The 23,144-nt window shown below is 41.4% G+C and carries 25 protein-coding genes; 23 read left to right on the forward strand and 2 right to left on the reverse strand.

What is annotated here, in order from left to right; all coding sequences use genetic code 11:
• Positions 1 to 161 precede the first annotated feature (161 nt).
• The 7 genes from QM923_RS08840 to QM923_RS08870 all read left to right on the forward strand — a co-directional run bounded on the left by QM923_RS08840 (position 162) and on the right by QM923_RS08870 (position 7,004).
• Positions 162 to 1,949 carry a glycoside hydrolase family 35 protein gene (locus QM923_RS08840; RefSeq protein WP_414291580.1) on the forward strand — a complete coding sequence of 596 codons (1,788 nt, stop codon included), beginning with the start codon at positions 162 to 164 and terminating at the stop codon, positions 1,947 to 1,949.
• Positions 1,946 to 2,422: a PTS sugar transporter subunit IIB gene (locus QM923_RS08845; protein WP_006155184.1), complete on the forward strand. Its 477-nt coding sequence runs from the start codon at positions 1,946 to 1,948 to the stop codon at positions 2,420 to 2,422. The genes QM923_RS08840 and QM923_RS08845 overlap by 4 nt, the downstream gene beginning before the upstream one ends.
• Before the next feature lie 26 nt (positions 2,423 to 2,448).
• Positions 2,449 to 3,354 carry a PTS mannose/fructose/sorbose/N-acetylgalactosamine transporter subunit IIC gene (locus QM923_RS08850; RefSeq protein WP_414291581.1) on the forward strand — a complete coding sequence of 302 codons (906 nt, stop codon included), beginning with the start codon at positions 2,449 to 2,451 and terminating at the stop codon, positions 3,352 to 3,354.
• Positions 3,341 to 4,162: a PTS system mannose/fructose/sorbose family transporter subunit IID gene (locus QM923_RS08855; protein WP_373094633.1), complete on the forward strand. Its 822-nt coding sequence runs from the start codon at positions 3,341 to 3,343 to the stop codon at positions 4,160 to 4,162. Before QM923_RS08850 ends, QM923_RS08855 begins: the two co-directional genes overlap by 14 nt.
• A 3-nt stretch (positions 4,163 to 4,165) precedes the next feature.
• Positions 4,166 to 4,570 (forward strand): PTS sugar transporter subunit IIA, encoded by a 405-nt coding sequence (locus tag QM923_RS08860; protein WP_000167445.1) that lies wholly within the window; start codon positions 4,166 to 4,168, stop codon positions 4,568 to 4,570.
• A gap of 219 nt (positions 4,571 to 4,789) precedes the next feature.
• The gene (locus QM923_RS08865) at positions 4,790 to 5,953 is read left to right on the forward strand and encodes an SIS domain-containing protein (RefSeq protein WP_414291582.1); all 1,164 of its coding nucleotides are present in this window, start codon (positions 4,790 to 4,792) and stop codon (positions 5,951 to 5,953) included.
• A 13-nt stretch (positions 5,954 to 5,966) separates the two neighbouring features.
• Positions 5,967 to 7,004: an aldose epimerase family protein gene (locus QM923_RS08870; protein WP_414291583.1), complete on the forward strand. Its 1,038-nt coding sequence runs from the start codon at positions 5,967 to 5,969 to the stop codon at positions 7,002 to 7,004.
• A gap of 41 nt (positions 7,005 to 7,045) precedes the next feature.
• Here QM923_RS08870 and rnjA read toward each other — a convergent pair whose 3' ends face one another.
• Together rnjA and QM923_RS08880 are read right to left on the reverse strand one after the other, a co-directional pair.
• Positions 7,046 to 8,725 carry a ribonuclease J1 gene (gene rnjA / locus QM923_RS08875; RefSeq protein WP_414291584.1) on the reverse strand — a complete coding sequence of 560 codons (1,680 nt, stop codon included), beginning with the start codon at positions 8,723 to 8,725 and terminating at the stop codon, positions 7,046 to 7,048.
• Between the two features lies 1 nt (position 8,726).
• Positions 8,727 to 8,960: a DNA-dependent RNA polymerase subunit epsilon gene (locus QM923_RS08880; RefSeq protein ID WP_006149161.1), complete on the reverse strand. Its 234-nt coding sequence runs from the start codon at positions 8,958 to 8,960 to the stop codon at positions 8,727 to 8,729.
• A 404-nt stretch (positions 8,961 to 9,364) separates the two neighbouring features.
• On the opposite strand from QM923_RS08880, the gene QM923_RS08885 reads away from it, so the two are divergent.
• From QM923_RS08885 to QM923_RS08960, 16 genes are all read left to right on the forward strand, one after another.
• Positions 9,365 to 9,490 (forward strand): hypothetical protein, encoded by a 126-nt coding sequence (locus tag QM923_RS08885; RefSeq protein ID WP_414291585.1) that lies wholly within the window; start codon positions 9,365 to 9,367, stop codon positions 9,488 to 9,490.
• Between the two features lie 276 nt (positions 9,491 to 9,766).
• Positions 9,767 to 9,982 (forward strand): hypothetical protein, encoded by a 216-nt coding sequence (locus tag QM923_RS08890; protein ID WP_414291586.1) that lies wholly within the window; start codon positions 9,767 to 9,769, stop codon positions 9,980 to 9,982.
• Positions 9,983 to 10,092: 110 nt separating this feature from the next.
• Positions 10,093 to 10,776, forward strand: coding sequence for a tRNA (adenosine(37)-N6)-threonylcarbamoyltransferase complex dimerization subunit type 1 TsaB (gene tsaB, locus QM923_RS08895; RefSeq protein ID WP_414291587.1), 684 nt, complete (start codon positions 10,093 to 10,095; stop codon positions 10,774 to 10,776).
• Positions 10,773 to 11,210: a ribosomal protein S18-alanine N-acetyltransferase gene (gene rimI, locus QM923_RS08900; protein ID WP_414291588.1), complete on the forward strand. Its 438-nt coding sequence runs from the start codon at positions 10,773 to 10,775 to the stop codon at positions 11,208 to 11,210. Before tsaB ends, rimI begins: the two co-directional genes overlap by 4 nt.
• Positions 11,200 to 12,210, forward strand: coding sequence for a tRNA (adenosine(37)-N6)-threonylcarbamoyltransferase complex transferase subunit TsaD (tsaD, locus tag QM923_RS08905; RefSeq protein ID WP_414291589.1), 1,011 nt, complete (start codon positions 11,200 to 11,202; stop codon positions 12,208 to 12,210). Before rimI ends, tsaD begins: the two co-directional genes overlap by 11 nt.
• Positions 12,211 to 12,276: 66 nt before the next feature.
• Positions 12,277 to 12,900: a hypothetical protein gene (locus QM923_RS08910; protein ID WP_414291590.1), complete on the forward strand. Its 624-nt coding sequence runs from the start codon at positions 12,277 to 12,279 to the stop codon at positions 12,898 to 12,900.
• A gap of 91 nt (positions 12,901 to 12,991) precedes the next feature.
• Positions 12,992 to 13,618, forward strand: a complete 627-nt coding sequence (locus QM923_RS08915) for a hypothetical protein (RefSeq protein ID WP_414291591.1) — start codon at positions 12,992 to 12,994, stop codon at positions 13,616 to 13,618.
• Positions 13,619 to 13,710: 92 nt separating this feature from the next.
• On the forward strand, positions 13,711 to 14,313 hold the full coding sequence (locus QM923_RS08920) for a hypothetical protein (protein WP_414291592.1): 603 nt from the start codon (positions 13,711 to 13,713) through the stop codon (positions 14,311 to 14,313).
• Between the two features lie 70 nt (positions 14,314 to 14,383).
• Positions 14,384 to 15,079 carry an AzlC family ABC transporter permease gene (locus QM923_RS08925; RefSeq protein ID WP_414291593.1) on the forward strand — a complete coding sequence of 232 codons (696 nt, stop codon included), beginning with the start codon at positions 14,384 to 14,386 and terminating at the stop codon, positions 15,077 to 15,079.
• Positions 15,069 to 15,392, forward strand: coding sequence for an AzlD domain-containing protein (locus QM923_RS08930; RefSeq protein WP_414269280.1), 324 nt, complete (start codon positions 15,069 to 15,071; stop codon positions 15,390 to 15,392). The genes QM923_RS08925 and QM923_RS08930 overlap by 11 nt, the downstream gene beginning before the upstream one ends.
• A 102-nt stretch (positions 15,393 to 15,494) precedes the next feature.
• On the forward strand, positions 15,495 to 16,337 hold the full coding sequence (locus QM923_RS08935) for an amino acid ABC transporter substrate-binding protein (protein ID WP_414291594.1): 843 nt from the start codon (positions 15,495 to 15,497) through the stop codon (positions 16,335 to 16,337).
• A 140-nt stretch (positions 16,338 to 16,477) separates the two neighbouring features.
• Positions 16,478 to 18,850 (forward strand): CAP domain-containing protein, encoded by a 2,373-nt coding sequence (locus tag QM923_RS08940; protein ID WP_414291595.1) that lies wholly within the window; start codon positions 16,478 to 16,480, stop codon positions 18,848 to 18,850.
• Between the two features lie 183 nt (positions 18,851 to 19,033).
• Positions 19,034 to 19,888, forward strand: a complete 855-nt coding sequence (locus QM923_RS08945; RefSeq protein ID WP_414291596.1) for a MetQ/NlpA family ABC transporter substrate-binding protein — start codon at positions 19,034 to 19,036, stop codon at positions 19,886 to 19,888.
• A 121-nt stretch (positions 19,889 to 20,009) separates the two neighbouring features.
• Complete coding sequence (locus QM923_RS08950) at positions 20,010 to 21,383, forward strand: M20 family metallopeptidase (protein ID WP_414291597.1); 1,374 nt, start codon at positions 20,010 to 20,012, stop codon at positions 21,381 to 21,383.
• Complete coding sequence (locus QM923_RS08955; RefSeq protein WP_414291598.1) at positions 21,376 to 22,437, forward strand: methionine ABC transporter ATP-binding protein; 1,062 nt, start codon at positions 21,376 to 21,378, stop codon at positions 22,435 to 22,437. Before QM923_RS08950 ends, QM923_RS08955 begins: the two co-directional genes overlap by 8 nt.
• Position 22,438: 1 nt before the next feature.
• Positions 22,439 to 23,131, forward strand: coding sequence for a methionine ABC transporter permease (locus QM923_RS08960; protein WP_414291599.1), 693 nt, complete (start codon positions 22,439 to 22,441; stop codon positions 23,129 to 23,131).
• The last annotated feature ends 13 nt before the right edge of the window (positions 23,132 to 23,144 follow it).

The following is a 23,144-nucleotide window of genomic DNA, read 5'->3' on the forward strand; positions in this document are numbered from 1 at the left end:
TGATTTTATAGGATTTGAGCAGAGTTTTAGAAAAGATTCAGTAAAAAAATAGAAAAATTTTAAAGAAAATTTCAAAAAGTATTGACATTAATCCCCAATTAGTTTATAGTTGATATAACAATACATGAAAGCGCAAACTTTTCGCTTTTAGGGGAGGAAGAATGGCAAGATTTGAAATTAAAGATGATTTCTATCTGGATGGGAAACCATTCAAGATTTTGTCTGGCGCCATTCACTATTTTAGAGTTCCTGCGGAAGATTGGCATCATTCATTGTATAACCTCAAGGCACTAGGTTTCAATACGGTTGAGACTTATGTTGCTTGGAACATGCATGAACCTGCTGAAGGTAACTTTAACTTTGAAGGCAATCTTGATTTAGAGAGATTTCTTCAAACTGCACAAGATTTGGGCTTATATGCAATTGTACGTCCTTCTCCATTTATCTGTGCAGAATGGGAATTCGGTGGTTTACCAGCATGGCTCTTGACCAAGGATATGAGAATACGGTCATCTGACCCAGCTTTCATTGACACGGTTGGTCGCTACTATGATCAGTTGCTTCCACGTCTAGTTCCGAGATTATTGGAAAACGGTGGAAACATTCTCATGATGCAAGTCGAAAATGAGTACGGATCCTATGGCGAGGACAAGACCTACTTGAGGGAAATTCGACGTTTGATGGAAGAACGAGCAGTGACTTGTCCGCTTTTCACATCAGATGGACCATGGCGAGCAACTCTTAAGGCTGGAACCTTAATTGAGGATGATCTCTTTGTGACAGGGAACTTTGGTTCCAAGGCTGCTTATAATTTCTCACAGATGCAAGAATTCTTTGATGAGCACGGCAAGAAATGGCCGCTCATGTGTATGGAATTTTGGGATGGCTGGTTCAATCGATGGAAAGAACCAATCATTAAGCGTGAACCTGAGGAATTAGCAGAAGCTGTCCACGAGGTTTTAGAGCAAGGCTCTATTAACCTTTACATGTTCCACGGTGGAACCAACTTTGGTTTTATGAATGGTTGTTCAGCTCGAGGAACCATTGATTTACCACAAGTAACATCTTATGATTATGACGCTCTTCTTGATGAAGCTGGAAACCCAACTGCTAAATATTTCGCAGTGAAAGAAATGATGGCGACTTACTATCCTGAGTATCCGCAATCTGAACCGCTTTACAAAGAGAGTATGGAAGTTGAAAACATTCCACTGGTCGAGAAAGTTTCTCTTTTCGAAACCTTGGATAGCCTGACAAGTCCTATCGAAAGTCTCTACCCTAAGAAAATGGAAGAGCTAGGACAAGGTTACGGCTACCTACTCTATCGTACGGAAGCAAGTTGGGATGCGGATGAAGAACGCATTCGAATCATTGACGGACGCGATAGAGCTCAACTCTTTATCGATGGCAAACGAGTGGCAACACAGTACCAAACAGAAATCGGTGAAGATATCTTTTATCAAGGTAAAAAGAAAACGCTATCCAATATTGATATACTTATTGAAAATATGGGGCGTGTCAACTATGGGCACAAATTCTTAGCAGATACACAGCGAAAAGGAATTCGCACAGGTGTTTGTAAAGATTTGCATTTCTTGCTCAACTGGAAGCAATATCCACTTCCTCTTGATAACCCAGAGAATATTGATTTCTCTAAGGGATGGACAGAAGGGCAACCTACCTTTTACGCTTATGACTTTAAAGTTGAGGCGCCAAAGGATACCTACTTAGACTTATCTGAGTTTGGTAAAGGGATTGCTTATATCAACGGACATCATCTAGGTCGTTTCTGGAATGTCGGTCCAACCTTATCTCTTTATATTCCACATAGCTATCTCAAAGAAGGTGCCAACCGCATCATTATCTTTGAAACAGAAGGGGAGTATAAGGAACACATACATTTAACTTGTAAACCTACACTAAAACTTATAAAGGGGGAAAACTTATGACAATTGTAGGATGCCGTATCGATGGGCGCTTAATTCACGGACAAGTAGCAAACCTTTGGTCTGCTAAACTTAATGTTTCACGTATCATGGTCGTTGACAATGATGTTGTGAACAACGACGTTGAAAAAAGCGGCTTGAAACTTGCAACACCACCAGGTGTAAAACTTAGTATTTTGCCAGTTGATAAAGCAGCAGCGAATATCCTTGCTGGTAAATACGATAGCCAACGTCTGTTGATTGTAGCACGCAAACCTGACCGTTTCCTCGGTTTGGTAGAAGCAGGTGTGCCACTTGAAACTGTCAATGTCGGCAACATGTCTCAAACACCAGAAACACGTCCTATCACTCGTTCTATCAACGTAGTAGATAAAGATGTAGAAGATTTCCGTAAATTAGCGGAAAAAGGTGTTAAACTCACTGCTCAAATGGTTCCAAATGATCCAGTTTCAGACTTTTTGAGCTTATTAAAATAGGAAAAAATTTTTAGGAGGTCATTGTTATGATACAATGGTGGCAAATTTTACTTCTCACTTTGTACTCAGCTTATCAAATCTGTGATGAGTTGACGATCGTTTCTTCTGCAGGTTCCCCTGTATTTGCTGGTTTCATTACTGGTTTAGTCATGGGAGATTTGACAACTGGTTTGTTTATCGGTGGTAGCTTGCAGTTGTTCGTACTTGGGGTAGGTACCTTCGGTGGTGCTTCTCGTATCGACGCAACTTCTGGTGCGGTTCTTGCGACAGCTTTCTCAGTTGCACAAGGTATTGAAACAGACCTTGCGATCACTACAATCGCTGTACCAGTAGCGGCACTCTTGACTTACTTCGACGTACTTGGTCGTATGACTACAACATTCTTCGCTCACCGTATTGATGCTGCGATCGAACGCTTTGACTATAAAGGAATCGAACGCAACTACCTTCTTGGTGCGCTTCCATGGGCTCTATCTCGTGCCCTTCCAGTATTCTTCGCCCTTGCTTTCGGTGGAGAATTCGTTACAGGTGTTGTAAATCTTGTTAAAGAATACCAATGGGTTGCAGACGGTTTGACTCTTGCAGGTCGTATGCTTCCAGGTCTTGGATTCGCTATCTTGCTTCGTTACCTTCCAGTTAAACGTAACCTTCACTATCTTGCTATGGGATTTGGTTTGACAGCTATGTTGACTGTTCTTTACTCAAACGTAATAAGTCTTGGTGGAGCAGTTGCTGGTATCATTGGCACTCTTCCTGCTGAAGTTGCTCAAACTATCGGTTTTGCTAACAACTTCAAAGGATTGTCTATGATCGGTATCTCTATCATTGGTATCTTCCTTGCAGTTGTTCACTTCAAGAACAGCCAGAAAGTTGCTGTAGCAGCACCTTCTACACAGTCAGAAAGTGGGGAAATTGAAGATGACGAATTCTAATTACAAATTAACAAAAGAAGATTTTAATCAAATTAACAAACGTAGCTTGTTCACTTTCCAATTGGGATGGAACTACGAACGTATGCAAGCATCAGGTTACCTTTACATGATCTTGCCACAATTGCGTAAAATGTATGGAGATGGAACTCCTGAGTTGAAAGAAATGATGAAAGTTCATACTCAATTCTTCAACACTTCACCATTCTTCCACACAATCATCGCTGGTTTTGACCTTGCTATGGAAGAAAAAGATGGCGTTGACTCAAAAGATGCGGTTAACGGTATCAAGACAGGTTTGATGGGACCATTCGCTCCTCTTGGAGATACAATCTTTGGTTCACTTGTACCTGCTATCATGGGATCTATCGCTGCAACAATGGCTATTGCCGGCCAACCTTGGGGTATCTTCCTTTGGATCGCAGTTGCAGTAGCGTATGACATCTTCCGTTGGAAACAGTTGGAATTTGCATACAAAGAAGGGGTTAACCTTATCAACAACATGCAAAGTACTTTGACAGCTTTGATTGAAGCTGCATCTGTACTTGGTGTATTCATGATGGGTGCTCTTGTAGCAACAATGATCAACTTTGAAATTTCTTACAAATTGCCAATCGGTGAGAAAATGATTGACTTCCAAGACATCTTGAACTCAATCTTCCCACGTTTGCTTCCAGCAATCTTCACTGCCTTCATCTTCTGGTTGCTTGGTAAGAAAGGTATGAACTCTACAAAAGCAATCGGTATTATCATTGCTCTTGCAGTTGGACTTTCATTCATCGGAAAATTCTTGCTTGGAATGGGCGCATAATTTATGACTAAATCATTGATTTTAGTGAGTCACGGTCGTTTCTGTGAAGAACTTAAAGGTAGCACAGAAATGATTATGGGACCACAAGATAACATTCATGCGGTGGCTCTTCTTCCAGAAGATGGACCAGAAGAATTTACTGCTAAATTTGAAGCTGCTGTTGAAGGTTTAGATGATTTCCTAGTCTTTGCAGATCTTCTTGGTGGAACACCATGTAACGTGGTGAGCCGTCTGATTATGGAAGGTCGCGACATTGAACTGTATGCAGGGATGAATCTTCCGATGGTCATTGAATTTATCAATGCTAGCCTAACAGGCATGGATGCGGACTATAAGAGTCGTGCTTCAGAAAGCATTGTGAAAGTTAATGATTTATTGGCAAGCTTCGACGACGATGAAGATGAATAATACTCTTCAAAAATCAAATTCAAACCACGTCAGCTTCGCCTTGCCGTACTTGAGTACAGCCTTCGGCTAGCTTCCTAGTTTGCTCTTTGATTTTCATTGAGTATAAGATGTGATTGCGTTAAAATGTTAAATCATCTTATAGAAAATATACATGGGAATGGGAGCGACTCCCATTCCCATGTTTTCAATCATGAAACAATATTAGATTAGAGGTTTTCAATGCTAGATTATACAAAAGAAGATTTGCTTAAGTTGGGAGCAGAGATCACCACACGCGAGATTTACCAACAACCAGATGTTTGGAAGGAAGCTTTTGAATCCTATCAAGCACGCCGTGATGAAATTGCAGCCTTTTTGCAAGGAATTGCTGATAAACATGACTACATTAAGGTTATCCTGACTGGTGCTGGGACTTCAGCTTATGTGGGTGATACCTTGGTTCCATACTTCAAGGAAGTCTATGACGAACGTAAATGGAATTTCAATGCTATTGCGACAACAGATATCGTTGCAACCCCACAAACCTATTTGAAAAAAGATGTGGCAACTGTTTTGGTATCATTCGCACGCAGCGGAAACTCACCTGAGAGTGTAGCAACCGTTGACTTGGCAAAAGCCTTAGTTGACGAGCTTTATCAAGTAACAATCACATGTGCGGCTGAAGGGGAATTAGCACTTCAAGCCCACGGTGATGATCGCAACCTCTTGCTCTTGCAACCCGCAGCTTCTAACGATGCTGGGTTCGCTATGACATCAAGCTTTACTTCAATGATGTTGACAGCACTTTTGGTCTTCGATCCAACTGAATTTGCTGTTAAAGCTGAACGTTTTGAAGTGCTTTCTAGTCTTGGTCGTAAAGTTCTTGACAATGTGGTAGATGTGAAAGAGTTGGTTGACCTAGACTTTAACCGAGTGATTTACTTAGGTGCAGGTCCATTCTTCGGACTTGCTCATGAGGCACAACTGAAAATTTTGGAATTGACTGCTGGTCAGGTTGCGACAATGTATGAAAGTCCAGTCGGCTTCCGTCATGGTCCAAAATCTCTTATCAATGAAGATACTGTAGTTTTAGTCTTTGGTTCTACAACAGATTATACTCGTCAGTATGACTTAGACTTAGTTCGTGAAGTTGCAGGTGATAAAATTGCTCGTCGCGTTGTTCTCTTGAGTGACCAAACTTTTGGACTTGAAAATGTCAAAGAAGTAGCACTTGGTTGTGGCGGTGTCTTGAACGATATTTACCGTGTCTTCCCTTACATCGTTTATGCCCAACTCTTTGCCCTTTTGACTTCGCTTAAGGTTGGAAACAGACCGGATACACCATCACCTACAGGTACAGTAAACCGCGTCGTTCAAGGTGTTATTATTCACGAATTCAAATAATAAGGAGAAAAGGATGAAAACATACACAGAACGTGTATTTGGGAAAGTTGATGACAAGGATGTTGTCGCTTATCGCTTTGAAACAGAAGCAGGCTACCAACTAGAAATCATGACCTATGGTGCAACGATTCTACGCTATGTAACTCCTGATAAGGCTGGTAATTTTGCCAATGTTATCCTAGGCTTTGATGATTTTGACAGCTATGTAGGTAACAGTCCTAAACATGGAGCGAGTGTAGGTCCAGTTGCAGGTCGTATCGCAGGTGCGACATTCGAATTGAATGGGAAAACCTATGAACTCGAAGTCAATAACGCAAGCAACTGTAACCACAGCGGCTCAACAGGTTGGGATTCTAGTTTGTTTGAGCTAGTCGAGGTGAGCGACCATGGTTTGACTCTTTACACAGAAAGAACAGACGGTACAGGAGGCTTCCCAGGTAATCTTAAGATTTGGATTAGCTACCACTTGGAAGAAACTGGCGCCTACGAAGTTAGTTACAAGGTGACGACAGACCAGGATACGCTGGTAAATCCAACCAACCATAGCTACTTTAACTTGTCTGGTGATTTCACGCAGACGGTTGACCGCCATGTTTTCCAATTGAACACTGAGGGTATCTATCCAATTGCTCCTGATGGAGTACCAACTAAAACTCCAGATGCCGATCGTGATGTGGTCAAACATATCTACAATGGCGCCTTGTTGAAAGATATCTTTGCAGAAGAAGATGAGCAAATCCAACTCGTATCTGGTTTGGACCACCCATTTGCTCTGCCTGCAGGACATGATAATGCTGGTTTCCTCTATGACCAAAATTCAGGTCGCTTCTTACTCTTTAAGACAGAAGCACCTTGCTTTGTGGTTTATACAGCAAACTTTGTGGATGAGAGTGTCATCATCGCTGGTCAGCCGATGATTCAGCACAATGGGATTGCTCTTGAAGCACAGGCTTTACCAGATGCTATTCACAGTGACCTGAAAGATCAAGTGATTCTCAAAGCAGGTGAGACTTTTACCAGCAAAACTCGTTACGAAATTGTCGTTAAATAATAAAAAATTCTCTGAAGTCATAGGATTTCAGAGAATTTTTATTATTCTTCATCTGGTGTGAGAATCATCGGAATGATGATTGGTTCACGTTCAGTGTTTTCGTAAAGGAATGGTCGAATGGCGTTTACGATAGCACCATTGACAGATTGGACGCTGGCATCCTTGTTTTTCAAAGCGATACGAATAGCATTGAAAAGGATGCGCTGACTTTGACGGATCAAGTCGCCAGATTCGCGCATGTAGACGAAACCACGACTAAGGATATCTGGTCCAGAAATAATCATCTGAGACTCAAAGTCTACCGTTGCGACAGCAAGTACAACACCATCTTCGGATAGGTCTCGGCGGTCTTTTAGGACTGCTGCCCCGATTTCGCCGATACGATTTCCATCGACGTAGATATCCTGAGCATTGAAGTGACCTGCGATACGAGCAGAGTTTGCAGTAAGGGCAAGGACATCACCATTGCTCATGATAAAGATATTGTCTTTTTCAACTCCAGTATCTACGGCAAGTCCAGCGTGGACTTTTTGCATGCGGTATTCACCATGAACAGGCATGAAGTATTTTGGTTTGATGAGGCGGAGCATGAGTTTTTGTTCTTGCTGACCACCGTGTCCAGATGTATGGATGTTGTTAATCTTACCATGGATAACTTCAACACCAGCTTCAGAAATGATGTTAATCAGCTTGTTAACGCTAGTGGTGTTTCCTGGGATTGGACTAGATGAGAAGATAACCGTATCGCCAGGTTGGAGTTGCACTTGACGGTGGGTTCCGTTAGCGATTCGAGAGAGAGCCGCCATAGGTTCGCCCTGGCTACCTGTACAAAGGATAAGAATTTCACCTGCAGGGTAATCTTTAATTTCATTTGCTTCGATGAAGGTTCCCTTTGGCGCTTTGATGTAGCCAAGCTCGATTCCGTTGACAATAGCCTTTTCCATAGAACGTCCAAAGACAGCAATCTTACGCCCTGTTTTGACAGCGGCATTAGTTGCTTGTTGGAGACGGAAGATATTTGAGGCAAAGGATGCAAAGATGATACGTCCCTCAATACCTTGGATGATCTTCATAATAGACTGACCAACGACCTTTTCAGAGTTTGTAAAGGTTGGCACTTCAGCATTTGTCGAGTCAGAGAGTAAGCAAAGCACTCCGTCTTCACCTAGGGCTGCCATACGGTGCAAGTCTGCAGGTTCACCAACTGGTGTAAAGTCAAACTTGAAGTCACCGGTACAAACGATTTTTCCTTGAGGTGTGTGGATAACAATTCCCAAAGGCTCTGGGATCGAGTGAGTTGTTCTAAAGAAAGTTGCTTTAAGATTTTTAAAGGTCAACTCAGTGTTGTGGTTGATTTCGTGAAGTGTAGCATTGCGCAAAAGGCCATGCTCTTCGAGTTTCCCACGGATCAAAGCGAGGGCTAGTGGACCTGCATAGATAGGGATATTTGCTTGCTTGAGCAAGAAAGGAATCCCACCAATATGGTCCTCGTGTCCGTGTGTAATCAAGAGAGCCTTGACGCGGTCGATATTTTCGACAATGTAAGAGTAATCAGGGATAACGTAGTCGATACCAAGCAAGTCATCTTCAGGGAATTTTATCCCTGCATCAACGATGATGATTTCGTCTTGGTATTCGATTCCGTATGTATTTTTACCGATTTCTCCTAGACCTCCAATGGCAAAAACGCCCACTTCTTCTGGTTTAAGAGTATAGGCCATATTAGAACTCCGTAATTTCGAATGCGCCAGTTTCTTTTTCGTAGTCTAGCAATTTGTCTGACAAGAGCTCGATATATTCAACGTTGAATTCTGGACGGTTTTTTTCAACAAGTTCACGGGCAATGATACGTCCCTCAAGTTCTGAGCTGGCATCAATGTCTAAGTAAAGTGAGCGTGTTGTTTCACGACGTGGGCTACGGTCTTTTGTTTCTTGATAAAAAACTTTGTAAATCATGTGTTTCCTTTCTGTTTTCAGGTCAGCTGTATTCAAAAAATTACCAGCTTGAAGCTGTTTGTTTCTATTTCATTTTCTGCCTGTATTGACCTTGATTCGTTACAATTATCTCAATTATAACATAAAAAGGGGAATTAGTAAAAGCAGGAAACGAGAAAGTCGTGAGGGGAAGGAGGAGCTAAAAGATAGGTAGCAATTGGCCGGCGAGCGCTTAGGTGTTATAATTAAAGGGGAATCTAAAGCGATAGTAGATTTAAGGAAGAATATAGTTCTAGTTTCATTAATCGTTAGAGTAGATGGTTGGGGAAAATGATATCTTTGAAAAAAGAAAAAGCTCTTGAGAAATCTCAAGAGCAACCAAAAAGGCTGAGACAAAACTCGGGGATTTTCCTGGAGCAGTCCAGATGGCAGCACCTCTACCTGAAGCGAATGCATCGCAACCTTTGAATGACTTGTCACCAAATCAAACTCGATCTCAGCATTTACTTAATTCTATCATCTATGAGGCTAAGAAGTCAATCTATAAGTAAAATGATGTAGAAATAGCAAGATGGAGTGGATTGCTTACTAAAAGGTAAAGAAAAGCCCTTGACCGAAGTCAAGAGCCTACTAACAACACTGGGGGCGAACTATTTAATCGCAATTCCAGTTCTTTAGAAACCAAAGTTTCAGGGATAGCACTGCAACCCGAAGAGTCAACGACTCGACCTGATTTTCCTACCAATGTTGAATTACATTTTAACATTGATAGACCAACATTGTCAACAGTTTATATAAAAATAGCAATACCAAAAGGAGGATTAAGAATGTTTAGTTTGTTTGAATTTGCGATAGGAGCTCGCCTCTTGGTGTTTATAGTCTTTGTAGCTTGTGTCTATGGGGGGAATGCCTTGTTTGTGCATCTGGAACACCGCAAAACAAAATTCCTTTGGAAGCTTGCTTTTGTGACTCTCTATTCAATTTTTCTCCTCCTTGTAACCTATGTGGTCTGGTTCGTATTTTACTTTGGTTTGAATTCTTGAGTGCTTGTCCTGTCTGTTTGGCAGGGCATTCTTGATTCAAAACAAAGAAAATTCCCATGCGTCAGCTTTTGTAGTATAATAGTAAGCAGACAAAAAGATAGGAATGTGTTATGAAAGTATTAGCTTTTGATACGTCCAGCAAGGCTCTTTCTCTAGCCATTTTAGAGGATAAGCAAGTTCTTGCCGAGACGACAATTAATATCAAGAAAAATCACAGTATCACCCTCATGCCTGCCATCGATTTTTTGATGGCAAGTTTGGATTGGACACCCAAGGATTTGGATCGAATCGTCGTGGCAGAAGGGCCTGGTAGTTATACTGGCTTGCGAATCGCAGTAGCAACTGCCAAGACCTTGGCTCATACCCTAAACATTGAATTAGTAGGTATGTCTAGCCTTTTAGCTCTGGTACCGAATCAACAGGAAGGTCTGGTTGTTCCTGTGATGGATGCACGCCGTAACAATGTGTATGCAGGATTTTATGAACATGCTCAACCTGTCTTTCCAGAAGCGCATCTGTCCTTTGTGGAAGTCCTAGAGCAGGTCAAGGATGCTGACCAGGTAACCTTTGTCGGTGAAGTGGATGCCTTTGTCGAGCAGATTCAAGAGCGATTACCACAGGCTAACTATCAAGAAACCTTACCAAACGCAGCGAATCTTGCTCTTTGGGCCTGGGACAAGGAAGCAGACTCCCTGCACGATTTTGTGCCGAATTACCTCAAACGTGTCGAAGCTGAGGAAAATTGGCTCAAGAACCACGCCGAGTCTGGCGAGTCCTACATTAAACGCCTATGATAGAAATCAAACGAATCCAACAGCAGCCTGATGTGGCACAAGCTATCTACGAAGTGATGACGGATGTTTATCCCGTCAGTCCTTGGACGTTGGAACAAATCCAAGCAGACCTGTCCCAAGACCAGACTTGGTATGCTCTAGCTTATGATGGGGCAGAAGTGATAGGTTTTCTAGCCGTGCAGGAGAATCTTTTTGAAGCAGAAGTCCTGCAAATCGCTGTCAAGAAAGCTTATCAAGGTCAGGGGATAGCCTCAGCCTTGTTTGCAACATTGCCGACAGACAGGGAGATTTTCCTCGAAGTTAGAAAGTCCAACTACCGAGCGCAAGCATTTTACAAGAAAGAAAAAATGGCGGTCATCGCTGAGAGAAAGTCCTACTACCATGATCCAGTTGAGGACGCCATTATCATGAAGAGAGAAATAGATGAAGGATAGATATATTTTAGCATTTGAGACATCCTGTGATGAGACTAGTGTCGCCGTCCTGAAAAACGACGACCAGCTCTTGTCCAATGTCATTGCTAGTCAAATTGAGAGTCATAAACGTTTTGGGGGCGTAGTGCCAGAAGTGGCTAGCCGTCACCATGTCGAGGTCGTTACAGCCTGTATCGAGGAGGCGTTAGCAGAAGCAGGAATTACTGAAAACGATGTGACAGCTGTGGCGGTTACCTACGGACCAGGCTTGGTCGGAGCCTTGCTTGTTGGTTTGTCAGCTGCCAAGGCCTTTGCTTGGGCGCATGGACTTCCTTTGATTCCTGTGAATCATATGGCTGGTCATCTCATGGCGGCTCAAAGTGTGGAACCTTTGGAATTCCCCTTGTTAGCCCTTTTAGTCAGTGGTGGACACACAGAGTTGGTCTATGTGTCTGAGGCTGGTGATTATAAGATTGTTGGGGAAACACGTGATGATGCAGTTGGTGAGGCCTATGATAAGGTCGGCCGTGTCATGGGCTTGACCTATCCAGCAGGTCGTGAGATTGATGAGTTGGCTCATCAAGGTCAGGATGTATATGATTTCCCACGTGCCATGATCAAGGAGGACAATCTGGAGTTTTCATTCTCAGGTTTGAAGTCTGCTTTTATCAATCTTCACCACAATGCCGAGCAAAAGGGAGAAAACTTGTCTAAGGAAAATCTATCTGCTTCTTTCCAAGCAGCAGTTATGGATATTCTCATGGCAAAAACCAAGAAAGCCTTGGAGAAATATCCTGTGAAAACCCTAGTTGTGGCTGGTGGTGTGGCTGCTAATAAAGGTCTCAGAGAACGCTTAGCAGCTGAAATCACAGATGTCAAGGTCATCATCCCCCCTCTGCGACTTTGCGGAGACAATGCGGGTATGATTGCCTATGCTAGCGTCAGCGAGTGGAACAAAGAAAACTTTGCAGGTTTGGAGCTAAACGCCAAACCTAGCCTGGCTTTTGATACCATGGAATAAAGAGTTAGCCTAGGGTTAGCTCTTTTATCTTGGACAAATGCGCGAGTTTTTTAGTATAGTAGAAGTATGAAATTTAAAATAATCAGTAGTTTGCTTGCGCTAGTAGTGCTTGTCTTATTTATAAAATCTTACCAAAATTTTAAAAATATGGAATTCCCTAGTACGCAACTAGTCATGTTCAAATCGCTTTCGTTTTATATGTCTGTAGAATCTTTTGAAAATACATTTATAGCAGCTGACAAAGTCGTGGAAGAGGAGGAAATGGCCTATCGAGATACTTGGCGTGCAGAAGATCCGTATTTTTATAAAACAGGGCGTCTTTTCTACTACTACGAAAATATGAGATGGGAAGGCTATACTATCCGCGCAGATTTTACATTTTCAAAATGGCATACCTTGGAAGAAGCGAGGGCTTCTTTTCCTGTTGCTTCAAAAATGGAACAGAAAGAACTACTTGGCAAACTATCGCAGGCTATAAAAACAGAAATTGAATCTTTACCAGACTATCAGTCTATGACAGTTGAAATGGTAGGACTCGATCAAGATTCTTATCAATATAAAGTCAAATTACAAGGGCAAACGGAGGATCTCTGGGTCGAGGTTTATTCGACAGAACTTGGATATCATGAAAAGCCTGAAGATAAGGAGTATGGGGTTAGGATTATTCAATATCGGAGGCATACACCATAAGTCTCGCTTTTGATACCATAGAATAAAGAGTCAGCTTGAGGCTGGCTTTTTTGTTTGGACAAATGCGCGAATTTTTTAGTATAGTAGACATATGAAATTAAAAAAAACAATGAGTATGGTACTTGCCCTAGGGGTATTGTTGCTGTCTTTAACAGCATGCCTAAATGCTCCAGAGAGACAAATACAAAGAACTCAACTAGTCATGTTTAAATCCCTTTCATTTTATATGCCTGAGAAGTCTTTTGAAGAAGTATTTGGAAAGGCTGACGAAGTGGTAGAAGAAGAGGAAATGGCCTATCGTGATACTTGGCGTGCAGAAGACCCTTATTTTTATAAAACGGGACGGCATTTCTATTACTACGAAAATATTAGCTGGAACGATTATACCGTTCGAGCGAACTTTACCTTTTCACAAATTCATATTTTGGAAGAGGCGAAGGTTTATTTTTCTGTGAGTTCCAAAGCTCAACAGAAAGAACTGGTCGACAATTTATCCCAAATTGTAAAAACAGAACTTGAAGCTCTTCCAGATTACAAATCATTGACGGTTGAAATGGTAGGAATGGAACATGAGACCTATCAATATAAAGTTAAGTTGCAAGGGAAAACGGGGGAACTTAGGGTTGAAGTCTCTCCGACAGAACTTGGTTATCATAAAAAAACTGAGGACAAGGAATATGGGGTTAGTATAAGTCAATATCGGAGGTATACACCATAAGCCTCGCTTTTGATACTATGGAATAAAGAGTTAGCTCAGCGTTAACTCTTTTATCTTGGACAAATGCGCGAGTTTTTTAGTATAGTAGAAATATGAGATTTAAAAAAACAATCAGTATGGCGCTTGCCCTAGTGGTATTATTGCTGCCTCTGATGGTTTTTCAGATGTTTCAAAAGACGCAATTGGTCATGTTTGAATCTATTTCATTTAACATGCCCCTCGAATCCTTTGAAAAAGTGTTTGGAAAACCTAATGAAATAGTAGAAGAGACAGAAACAGGCTATCACAATCCTTGGCGTGTAAAAGACCCCTATTTCTATAAAACGGGACGTCTTTTCTACGACTACGAAAATTTTAAATGGAAAGGTTATAGTGGTCGCGTGACCTTTACTTTTTCAAAATCACATCGTTTACAAGGGGCGTCGGTTTATTTCCCTGTAGCTTCTAAAGCTCAACAGAAAGAAATCTTTTATCAGATGACCCAAGACATGAAAGCAGAAATTGAAGCTTTACCTAACTTTCAGTCTTTGAAAGTTGATGCCTTGGTCGGGGATGATGGTGGTTATCGGTTTAAGGTCAAACTGAAAGAGCAAAGGAGAGAACTCTGGATTGATGTCTATCCTACAAAATATGAGGATGAGGATAATCCTGAGAACAACCAATATAATATTTGCATCGATCAATCTCGATGGTAGTCCCCCTAGGGTTCTTGTTTTGAACGCTTTGTGACAATAGAATGATGTACTTGTAAGAATGAGGAGGTTTATGAAAGAAAAAGGATTTTGGGAGGGAGTACAGGCTGCGGTGCCAACGGCTTTAGGATATGTCAGTATCGGCCTTGCTTGTGGCATTATCGGTTCCCCTTATGTAACCCCTGTAGAGATGGGCCTGATGAGTCTCTTTGTCTATGCTGGAAGTGCCCAGTTTGCCATGATAGCCTTGATAGCAGTTCAAGCCCCTGTGGCAGCCATTGCCATGACGGTCTTTTTGATCAATCTGCGTCTCTTCTTGCTGAGTTTACATGCATCGACCTATTTCCGTCATACTAGTCTCTGGCATAATATAGGAATGTCTAGCCTCTTGACGGATGAGACATACGGGGTCTTGATGGGAGAGCTGGTTCATAGGGACAAGGTCAATCCTATGTGGATGCACGGAAACAACCTTAACAGCTATCTAGCTTGGTTTGTCGGAACTGTTTTCGGGACTGCTCTAGGTGGACTTTTACCAAATCCGGAAGTTATTGGTCTAGATTTTGCCCTAGTGGGGATGTTTATCGGGATTTTTACTTCCCAGTTTCAAATTATGCAAAAACGGATTCCTATCCACAATCTACTGATAATTCTAGCGGTTGTTGCTCTTTCCTTCTTTATGCTTTTGACAGTGGTGTCCCAGTCACTAGCTGTACTGTTTGCGACCTTGCTGGGTTGTACCATGGGGGTGATTTTGGATGGTCAGTAAGTATATTTTAATGGCAATTATCTTCTCTGGCTTGGTGACCTGGATTCCGAGAATGATTCCTTTCATCCTTGCTAAGTACAAAGGATTGCCAGCAATCGTAGAGCGTTTTTTGAAATTCCTCCCAGTCTCTATTATCTTTGCCTTGATTCTTTCAAGTGTAGTGACAGGAAAAGTTGGAAGTTTCCCACAGATAAAGTGGTTAGACTTTCTAGCAGTCTTTCCGACAGCCTTTGTCGCCTTTCGTTACCGCAATCTGGTGGGGACGGTTATCTTTGGAGTGGTCTTGATAGCAGTCCTACGCTTGGTTTTTTAATCAGCCATAAAGAAAACCTATGGCAAATATAGAAATCATATAATAGCGTAATTGCTTTTTTTCTGTTAAGATAAGACTATATTCTATTTTGGAGGAAATATTATGAAGAAAATTATCAAATATTCATCACTTGCTGCTTTAGGGCTTGTTGCCACAGGTGTACTGGCAGCTTGTTCAGGTGGTGAGAAGAAAGATGCGGCATCGGGTGAAGCAACAACTGCTAAGAAAGAAATCGTTGTAGCAACTAATGGATCACCAAAACCATTTATCTATGAAGAAAATGGTGAATTGACAGGTTACGAGATTGAGCTTATTCGTGCTATCTTTAAAGACTCAGACAAGTATACTGTCAAGTTTGAAAAGACAGAGTGGTCAGGGATTTTCCCAGGACTTGATAGCGATCGTTACCAAATGGCCGTTAACAACCTCAGTTATACCAAAGAACGTGCAGAGAAATACCTCTACGCAGCGCCAACTGCTAAAAACCCTAACGTTCTTGTTGTGAAGAAGGACGACACTAGCATCAAGTCTCTTGATGATATCGGTGGAAAATCTACTGAAGTCGTTCAAGGAACAACCTCAGCTAAACAATTGGAAGCATACAACACAGAACATGCGGACAATCCAACTATCCTTAATTATACTAAGGCAGATTTCCAACAAATCATGTCTCGTTTGAGCGATGGACAATTTGACTATAAGATTTTTGACAAGATCGGTGTAGAGACAGTTATCAAAAACCAAGGTTTGGATAACTTGAAAGTCATCGAACTCCCAAGTGACCAACAGCCTTATGTTTACCCACTTCTTGCCAAAGGTCAAGATGAGTTGAAAGCTTTTGTGGACAAACGCATCCAAGAACTCTATAAAGACGGAACTCTTGAAAAATTATCTCAACAGTTCTTTGGTGGTTCTTACCTCCCAGCAGAAGCTGACATTAAATAGTTAAAAATTACCTCTGTTAGTGACAGGGGTATTTTTTATGTAAGCACATTCAAAAAAAGCGACTGGATTACCTAATATTCTTTGACAGAGGCTGCTTGAATAGGTTATAATAGTATATAATACCTTTAAAGGAGTTTGTCATGAAATACAAAAAGTTTCTATCCTCATTTACATTAGCTGCGGCTTTGTTAGCAGCGACTGCGATAAATCAAGAGGTTCAGGCTAATGAAAAACCAGTAGATGGTAAGGAAAAAGCTGTTGCACAGTCATCATCTGAAAAACAGATTACAGATGCGCAAAAGGAAGTTAAGAAAGCCCAAGCCTCTGTAGATGAAAAAACTGCAAAAGATGCCGAAGCTAAGAAGGACGAAGCTAAGGCTGATAAAAAAGTAGCAGACACGAAAGTGGCTATTGAGGTTTCAAAAAATGCTGATGCTATCGCAGAAGAACAAGGTAAGGTAGTAGCTGAGAAGGGGGCTGAAAAGTCAGAAGCTGAAAAAGCATTATCAAGTGCTCAATCAACTGATGCAACAGCCAAAGAGGAAGCGAAAACAGCTAAAACAGCTAGCCAATCTGCCAATGAAAAGCGTGACGCTAAAGCAGCAGAGGTAAAAGAAAAACAAGCTGAACTAGCTGGACTCTCAGACGAAAGCCTTAAAGCTCAAATCACCAATACAGAAAATCAAATCCAAAAGGCGGATCAAGATCTTCAAGTGGTGACTAAACAAGCAAATGAAGCAGCAGCTAAAGTGGCTGCAAAGCAAAATGAACTTGACAATTATAAGCCAACAGTCTTGAAAAAGGTCTTGAACCCAGAAGAGCAAGGCCATAAAGCTCCAGCAACTGAGGATGACTATGAGTTTAACAAAACCAATCGTCCTAAAGACCCCACCTCAGGGAAACCTTTGATGGAAAATGTTGCCTTCCAAGGTGTTCGTGAAGTTGAAGAGGAAGCAACTGAAGAAATGAAACGCTTCACTAAGGCGCTGGCTGATTATAATGCAAACCCATATGATGAAGTCAACCATAAATATAAAGCTAGACCAACCTTTAAATTTGTTGTGGATAATCACAAATTATCAGAGGCCTTCATGGAAGTGCTAAATGAACTTCGTCACGCTAATGGTGTTACTAAAGACTTTGCTTTAGATGAAGCCTACCTCAAACATGCAGAGGAACGTTCAAATGAAATGGCTACCACAGGGGTTTTAAGCCATGATACCAATTTATCACATCCAGAAGGAGAAGATGTTCGTGTAGAAAATATTGGAATGGCATATTTAATCCCTGGGTCAGATGGTGCACCTAACTTTGTGGAAGTTAAAAATGGTCAGACTATTTATAATTACGATAGAATCATGAGTTATAAACAGTTTGCTTATGAATCCCTTTTAGGTTGGTATGCAGACTTTAATAATATAAAAGGAATCGACTATGGACACCGCAGAGTCCTTCTTGCATCTGTTGGAGGGAAAGGTGCATTAGCCCAAGGAACTATCGAGGGTAAAGATCCTAACAAGATTTATCATACATTTGCAGGGAATGCATTTGTGAAAGGTGGAGACTCGAGTGAATTCTGGTCTAACTATAACAACTTTAAAGAAGATGATCCTTTGCATCCGACATTCTATGGTAAGAGCATGAAGTTCTTGCCAGAACATCACTTTGTGTATGTAGAAAAAACAGTTATTGACAAATCTGCTGACATTAAGGCTGAACTTGCATCATTACAAGCAGATAAAGCTGCTAAAGATGCTAAAAAAGCAGATGCTGAAAATAAAAAAGCAGATTTAGTGGCACATTTGGATGAGATAACTAAACAAGCAAGCAATGTTGAACTTGCTCGTAAACAAGCTAAACAAGCTCTAGAACAAGCTAAATCTGATTTGGTATCTCTGACAGCGGATGCGCAAGCAAAATCTAAATTAGCGGCTGAAAAATTACAAGAGGCAGATAAAGCAAGCCAAAATCTAAAAGCCTTGCAAACCAAGGTAGCAGAATTGGCTACAGCTATTAAGAATGCAGAAGAAAAACGCGATAAAGCAATGGCCTTGAAAGGTCAAGCATCAGCCTTGGAAACAACCTTGAAGCAAGCAGAAACTGATAAAGCAAATGCACAGAAAGTTAGTGATCAAGCAGAAGCTGAATTGAAATTGGCTCAAACAGCTCTTGCAGAAGCTAAAGCGAAGCTACAAGCTTTATTAGATGTACTTGAAGCAGAAAATATGCTGAAATTAGCAGAAAAAGATGGAATGATTATTGGTCTACCAAAAAATACTCCAGTTCAAGAGAATCTTCCAGAACTTGATATTCGTACACTAGAACAAGCAGTTGCGAAACCTCAAAGCCCAGTAGCAGAGAAGACAGGCCAAAAACCTGCAGGCAAAGAGTTGCCTAATACAGGAACTAACTCACGTGTAGAGCGTCAAATGGCCTTATATGGTGGATATGGATTGCTTGCAAGTCTTGGATTGGCAGGCATGATTACAAGACGTAGAAGACAAGGTAAATAATGATTAAGGCTACTTAGCTTCTTGCTAGGTAGCTTTTAATGTGAGTTTAATGAAAGAGTGAACGGGTTTAGCAGTTTAATATATATAGTTTTAAACTATACCTCTGCCTATCTATTAACAATTTGCGAAATCAAATAAAGTATGAGATACTATTACGGTATTATTTTTAAAGGAGAAAGAATCATGAAAATCAAAAAATGGTTAGGCGTAGCAGCTATCGCTACAGTAGCAGGCCTTACACTTGCAGCTTGCGGAAATTCAGACAAGAAAGCAGAAAATACAACTACAGTTAAAATTGCGACTGTTAACCGTAGTGGTTCAGAAGAAGCACGTTGGGATAAAATCCAAGAATTGGTTGAAAAAGACGGCATTAAATTGGAATTCACAGAGTTTACAGATTACTCACAACCAAACAAAGCAGTTGCTGACGATGAAGTAGATTTAAATGCTTTCCAACACTATAACTTCTTGCATAACTGGAATAAAGAAAATGGACAAGAGCTTGTTGCGATTGCAGATACCTACATTTCACCAATTCGTCTTTACTCTGGAACAAAAGATGGTCAAAATAAGTACACTAAAGTAGATGAAATCCCAGATAAGGGTGAAATCGCAATTCCAAACGATGCTACAAACGAAAGCCGTGCCCTTTACCTTCTTCAATCAGCAGGTTTGATTAAATTGGATGTTTCAGGAACAGAACTTGCTACCATCGCAAACATCAAAGAAAATCCAAAAAATTTGAAAATCACTGAATTGGATGCTAGCCAAACAGCTCGTTCATTATCATCAGTTGATGCGGCTGTTGTAAACAACACTTTTGTTACAGAAGCAAAATTGGACTACAAGAAAGCACTCTTTAAAGAGCAAGCTGACGAAAACTCAAAACAATGGTACAACATCATCGTTGCTAAGAGTGATTGGGAAACATCGACTAAAGCTAAAGCAATCAAGAAAATTATCGCTGCTTACCACACTGATGAAGTTAAAAAAGTTATCGAAGAAACTTCAGACGGCTTGGATCAACCAGTTTGGTAATAAATACAGGGAGGTGGGAGAGATATTTTCCACCTCTTGCTTTTATATAGAGCTTAAAACAAATGAAATCCACTTGTATTGATTCTGAAGGTACAAGTCTTAGTAGAAAGGTAGAGAAAAAATGGTTTTCCCTAGTCAAGAAGAACAAATTGAAAAGTTTGAAAAGGATCATGTAGCACAACACTACTTTGAAGTTTTGCGTACCTTGATTTCTAAAAAATCAGTCTTTGCCCAACAAGTCGGCTTGAAAGAGGTGGCTCGTTATCTAGGGGATATTTTTAAGCGTGTAGGCGCAGAAGTTGAGATTGATGAGAGTTATACGGCGCCTTTTGTCATGGCACATTTCAAGAGTTCGCGACCAGATGCTAAGACCATCATTTTCTACAACCACTATGACACAGTACCAGCAGATGGTGATCAAGTTTGGACAGAGGATCCGTTTACTCTTTCTGTCCGTGATGGTATCATGTATGGGCGTGGGGTGGATGATGACAAGGGGCATATCACTGCTCGCTTGAGCGCTCTGAGAAAATATATGCAACACCATGACGACCTTCCTGTCAATATCAGCTTCATCATGGAAGGGGCAGAGGAATCGGCCTCTATGGATTTGGATAAATATCTAGAAAAACATGCGGACAAGCTCCGAGGTGCAGATCTATTAGTCTGGGAACAAGGAACCAAAAATGCCTTAGAGCAGTTAGAAATCTCAGGTGGAAACAAGGGGATTGTGACCTTTGATGCCAAGGTTAAGAGTGCCGATGTGGATATCCACTCCAGCTATGGTGGCATTGTTGAGTCAGCTCCTTGGTACCTCATTCAAGCCTTGACCAGTTTGCGAGCTGCAGATGGTCGTATCTTGGTTGACGGTTTGTACGATGATGTTCAAGAGCCTAATGAACGAGAGTTGGCCTTGGTTGAAACCTATGCTCAACGCAATCCAGAGGAAATCAGCCAGATTTATGGTTTGGAATTACCACTGTTACAAGAGGAACGTACCGCTTTTCTAAAACGTTTTTTCTTTGAGCCAGCTCTCAATATCGAAGGAATCCAGTCAGGATATCAAGGGCAAGGAGTTAAAACGATTTTGCCAGCAGAGGCTAGTGCCAAGCTAGAAGTCCGTTTGGTTCCAGGGCTTGAACCTCATGATGTTTTGGAGAAAATCCGAAAACAACTAGACAAAAACGGCTTTGATAAGGTAGAATTGTACTATACTTTGGGTGAGATGAGCTATCGAAGCGACATGAGTGCGCCAGCTATTCTCAATGTCATTGAGCTGGCCAAGAAATTCTATCCACAGGGGGTATCTGTTTTGCCGACAACGGCTGGGACAGGTCCCATGCATACAGTATTTGATGCCTTAGAAGTACCTATGGTTGCCTTTGGCTTAGGCAATGCCAATAGCCGAGACCATGGTGGGGATGAAAACGTGAGAATCGCAGATTATTACACCCATATTGAATTAGTAGAGGAGCTGATTAGAAGCTATGAGTAGAGATATTATCAAATTAGATCAGATCGATGTGACTTTTCACCAAAAGAAAAGAACTATCACAGCGGTCAAGGATGTGACTATTCACATCCAAGAAGGGGATATCTACGGAATCGTTGGATATTCTGGAGCAGGGAAGTCAACCTTGGTCCGTGTTATCAACCTTTTGCAAAAACCATCTGCAGGTAGAATTACCATTGATGATGATGTGATTTTTGATGGAAAAGAAACCTTAACTGCTGAGCAATTACGTCGCAAACGTCAAGATATTGGGATGATTTTCCAACACTTTAACCTTATGAGTCAAAAAACGGCCGAGGAAAATGTAGCCTTTGCTCTCAAACACTCTGGACTCAGCAAGGAAGATAAGAAGGCTAAAGTAGCTAAACTGCTTGACCTGGTTGGTCTTGCAGACCGTGCTGAAAGCTACCCTTCACAACTTTCTGGTGGGCAAAAACAACGTGTAGCTATTGCGCGTGCCTTGGCCAACGATCCGAAAATTTTGATTTCAGATGAGTCAACATCAGCTCTTGATCCGAAGACAACCAAACAAATCTTATCACTCTTGCAAGAATTAAACCGAAAACTAGGTTTGACCATTGTCTTAATTACACATGAGATGCAAATTGTCAAAGACATTGCGAACCGTGTGGCAGTCATGCAGGATGGTCGCTTGATTGAAGAAGGTAGCGTTCTTGAAATCTTCTCAAATCCTAAGCAGCCATTGACTCAGGACTTTATCTCAACGGCTACTGGTATCGATGAAGCTATGGTCAAGATTGAGAAACAAGAAATCGTAGAGCACTTATCTGACAATAGTATTCTGGTACAACTCAAGTATGCAGGAGCTTCTACAGATGAGCCACTTTTAAATGAATTGTATAAACACTACCAAGTAACAGCCAATATTCTCTATGGAAACATCGAAATTTTGGATGGTACTCCTGTTGGTGAGCTTGTTGTTGTCTTGTCAGGGGAAAAAGAAGCCTTGGCAAGCGCTCAAGAGGCCATCCGTCAGGCTGGTGTGCAACTAAAAGTATTGAAGGGAGGACAGTAAGATGGCAGACTTGATTCAAACATATTTACCAAACGTCTACAAGATGGGTTGGTCTGGTCAAGCTGGCTGGGGGACAGCTATCTACTTGACTCTTTATATGACGGTTCTTTCCTTTATCATTGGAGGTTTCCTAGGACTGGTTGCAGGGCTTTTCCTTGTCTTGACTGCGCCCGGAGGTGTCTTGGAAAATAAGGTGGTTTTCTGGATTTTAGATAAGATTACCTCTATCTTCCGTGCGGTGCCATTTATCATTCTCTTGGCTGTCTTGTCACCCTTCTCTCATCTAATCGTAGGGACAAGCATTGGTCCAAATGCGGCTATCGTACCCCTATCTTTTGCAGTCTTTGCCTTCTTTGCACGTCAGGTGCAAGTTGTCTTAGCTGAGCTTGATGGTGGTGTCATCGAGGCAGCTCAAGCCAGTGGCGCTACATTCTGGGATATTGTAGGAGTTTACCTTTCAGAAGGGCTACCAGATTTGATTCGCGTGACGACTGTAACCTTGATTTCCCTTGTCGGTGAGACAGCTATGGCGGGAGCGGTCGGAGCTGGAGGTATCGGTAACGTAGCGATTGCCTATGGATTTAATCGTTACAATCACGATGTAACCATTCTTGCGACGATCATCATTATCTTGATTATCTTTACGATTCAATTCTTGGGAGATTTCTTAACCAAGAAATTAAGTCATAAATAAAAAAGAAAAGAGC

The organism is Streptococcus infantis (genome assembly GCF_047463275.1).
Taxonomy (GTDB): Bacteria; Bacillota; Bacilli; order Lactobacillales; family Streptococcaceae; genus Streptococcus; species Streptococcus infantis_AF.

Coding starts and splice junctions, on each gene's coding strand:
- QM923_RS08890 (WP_414291586.1), top strand. CDS start 9,767: ATGTTTAGTTTGTTTGAATTTGCGATAGGAGCTCGCCTCTTGGTGTTT.
- QM923_RS08860 (WP_000167445.1), top strand. CDS start 4,166: ATGACTAAATCATTGATTTTAGTGAGTCACGGTCGTTTCTGTGAAGAA.
- QM923_RS08855 (WP_373094633.1), top strand. CDS start 3,341: ATGACGAATTCTAATTACAAATTAACAAAAGAAGATTTTAATCAAATT.
- QM923_RS08920 (WP_414291592.1), top strand. CDS start 13,711: ATGAGATTTAAAAAAACAATCAGTATGGCGCTTGCCCTAGTGGTATTA.
- QM923_RS08910 (WP_414291590.1), top strand. CDS start 12,277: ATGAAATTTAAAATAATCAGTAGTTTGCTTGCGCTAGTAGTGCTTGTC.
- QM923_RS08930 (WP_414269280.1), top strand. CDS start 15,069: ATGGTCAGTAAGTATATTTTAATGGCAATTATCTTCTCTGGCTTGGTG.
- rimI (WP_414291588.1), top strand. CDS start 10,773: ATGATAGAAATCAAACGAATCCAACAGCAGCCTGATGTGGCACAAGCT.
- QM923_RS08950 (WP_414291597.1), top strand. CDS start 20,010: ATGGTTTTCCCTAGTCAAGAAGAACAAATTGAAAAGTTTGAAAAGGAT.
- QM923_RS08865 (WP_414291582.1), top strand. CDS start 4,790: ATGCTAGATTATACAAAAGAAGATTTGCTTAAGTTGGGAGCAGAGATC.
- QM923_RS08935 (WP_414291594.1), top strand. CDS start 15,495: ATGAAGAAAATTATCAAATATTCATCACTTGCTGCTTTAGGGCTTGTT.
- QM923_RS08870 (WP_414291583.1), top strand. CDS start 5,967: ATGAAAACATACACAGAACGTGTATTTGGGAAAGTTGATGACAAGGAT.
- QM923_RS08940 (WP_414291595.1), top strand. CDS start 16,478: ATGAAATACAAAAAGTTTCTATCCTCATTTACATTAGCTGCGGCTTTG.
- tsaB (WP_414291587.1), top strand. CDS start 10,093: ATGAAAGTATTAGCTTTTGATACGTCCAGCAAGGCTCTTTCTCTAGCC.
- QM923_RS08960 (WP_414291599.1), top strand. CDS start 22,439: ATGGCAGACTTGATTCAAACATATTTACCAAACGTCTACAAGATGGGT.
- QM923_RS08915 (WP_414291591.1), top strand. CDS start 12,992: ATGAAATTAAAAAAAACAATGAGTATGGTACTTGCCCTAGGGGTATTG.
- QM923_RS08945 (WP_414291596.1), top strand. CDS start 19,034: ATGAAAATCAAAAAATGGTTAGGCGTAGCAGCTATCGCTACAGTAGCA.
- QM923_RS08840 (WP_414291580.1), top strand. CDS start 162: ATGGCAAGATTTGAAATTAAAGATGATTTCTATCTGGATGGGAAACCA.
- tsaD (WP_414291589.1), top strand. CDS start 11,200: ATGAAGGATAGATATATTTTAGCATTTGAGACATCCTGTGATGAGACT.
- QM923_RS08955 (WP_414291598.1), top strand. CDS start 21,376: ATGAGTAGAGATATTATCAAATTAGATCAGATCGATGTGACTTTTCAC.
- QM923_RS08845 (WP_006155184.1), top strand. CDS start 1,946: ATGACAATTGTAGGATGCCGTATCGATGGGCGCTTAATTCACGGACAA.
- QM923_RS08885 (WP_414291585.1), top strand. CDS start 9,365: ATGGCAGCACCTCTACCTGAAGCGAATGCATCGCAACCTTTGAATGAC.
- QM923_RS08850 (WP_414291581.1), top strand. CDS start 2,449: ATGATACAATGGTGGCAAATTTTACTTCTCACTTTGTACTCAGCTTAT.
- QM923_RS08880 (WP_006149161.1), bottom strand. CDS start 8,960: ATGATTTACAAAGTTTTTTATCAAGAAACAAAAGACCGTAGCCCACGT.
- QM923_RS08925 (WP_414291593.1), top strand. CDS start 14,384: ATGAAAGAAAAAGGATTTTGGGAGGGAGTACAGGCTGCGGTGCCAACG.
- rnjA (WP_414291584.1), bottom strand. CDS start 8,725: ATGGCCTATACTCTTAAACCAGAAGAAGTGGGCGTTTTTGCCATTGGA.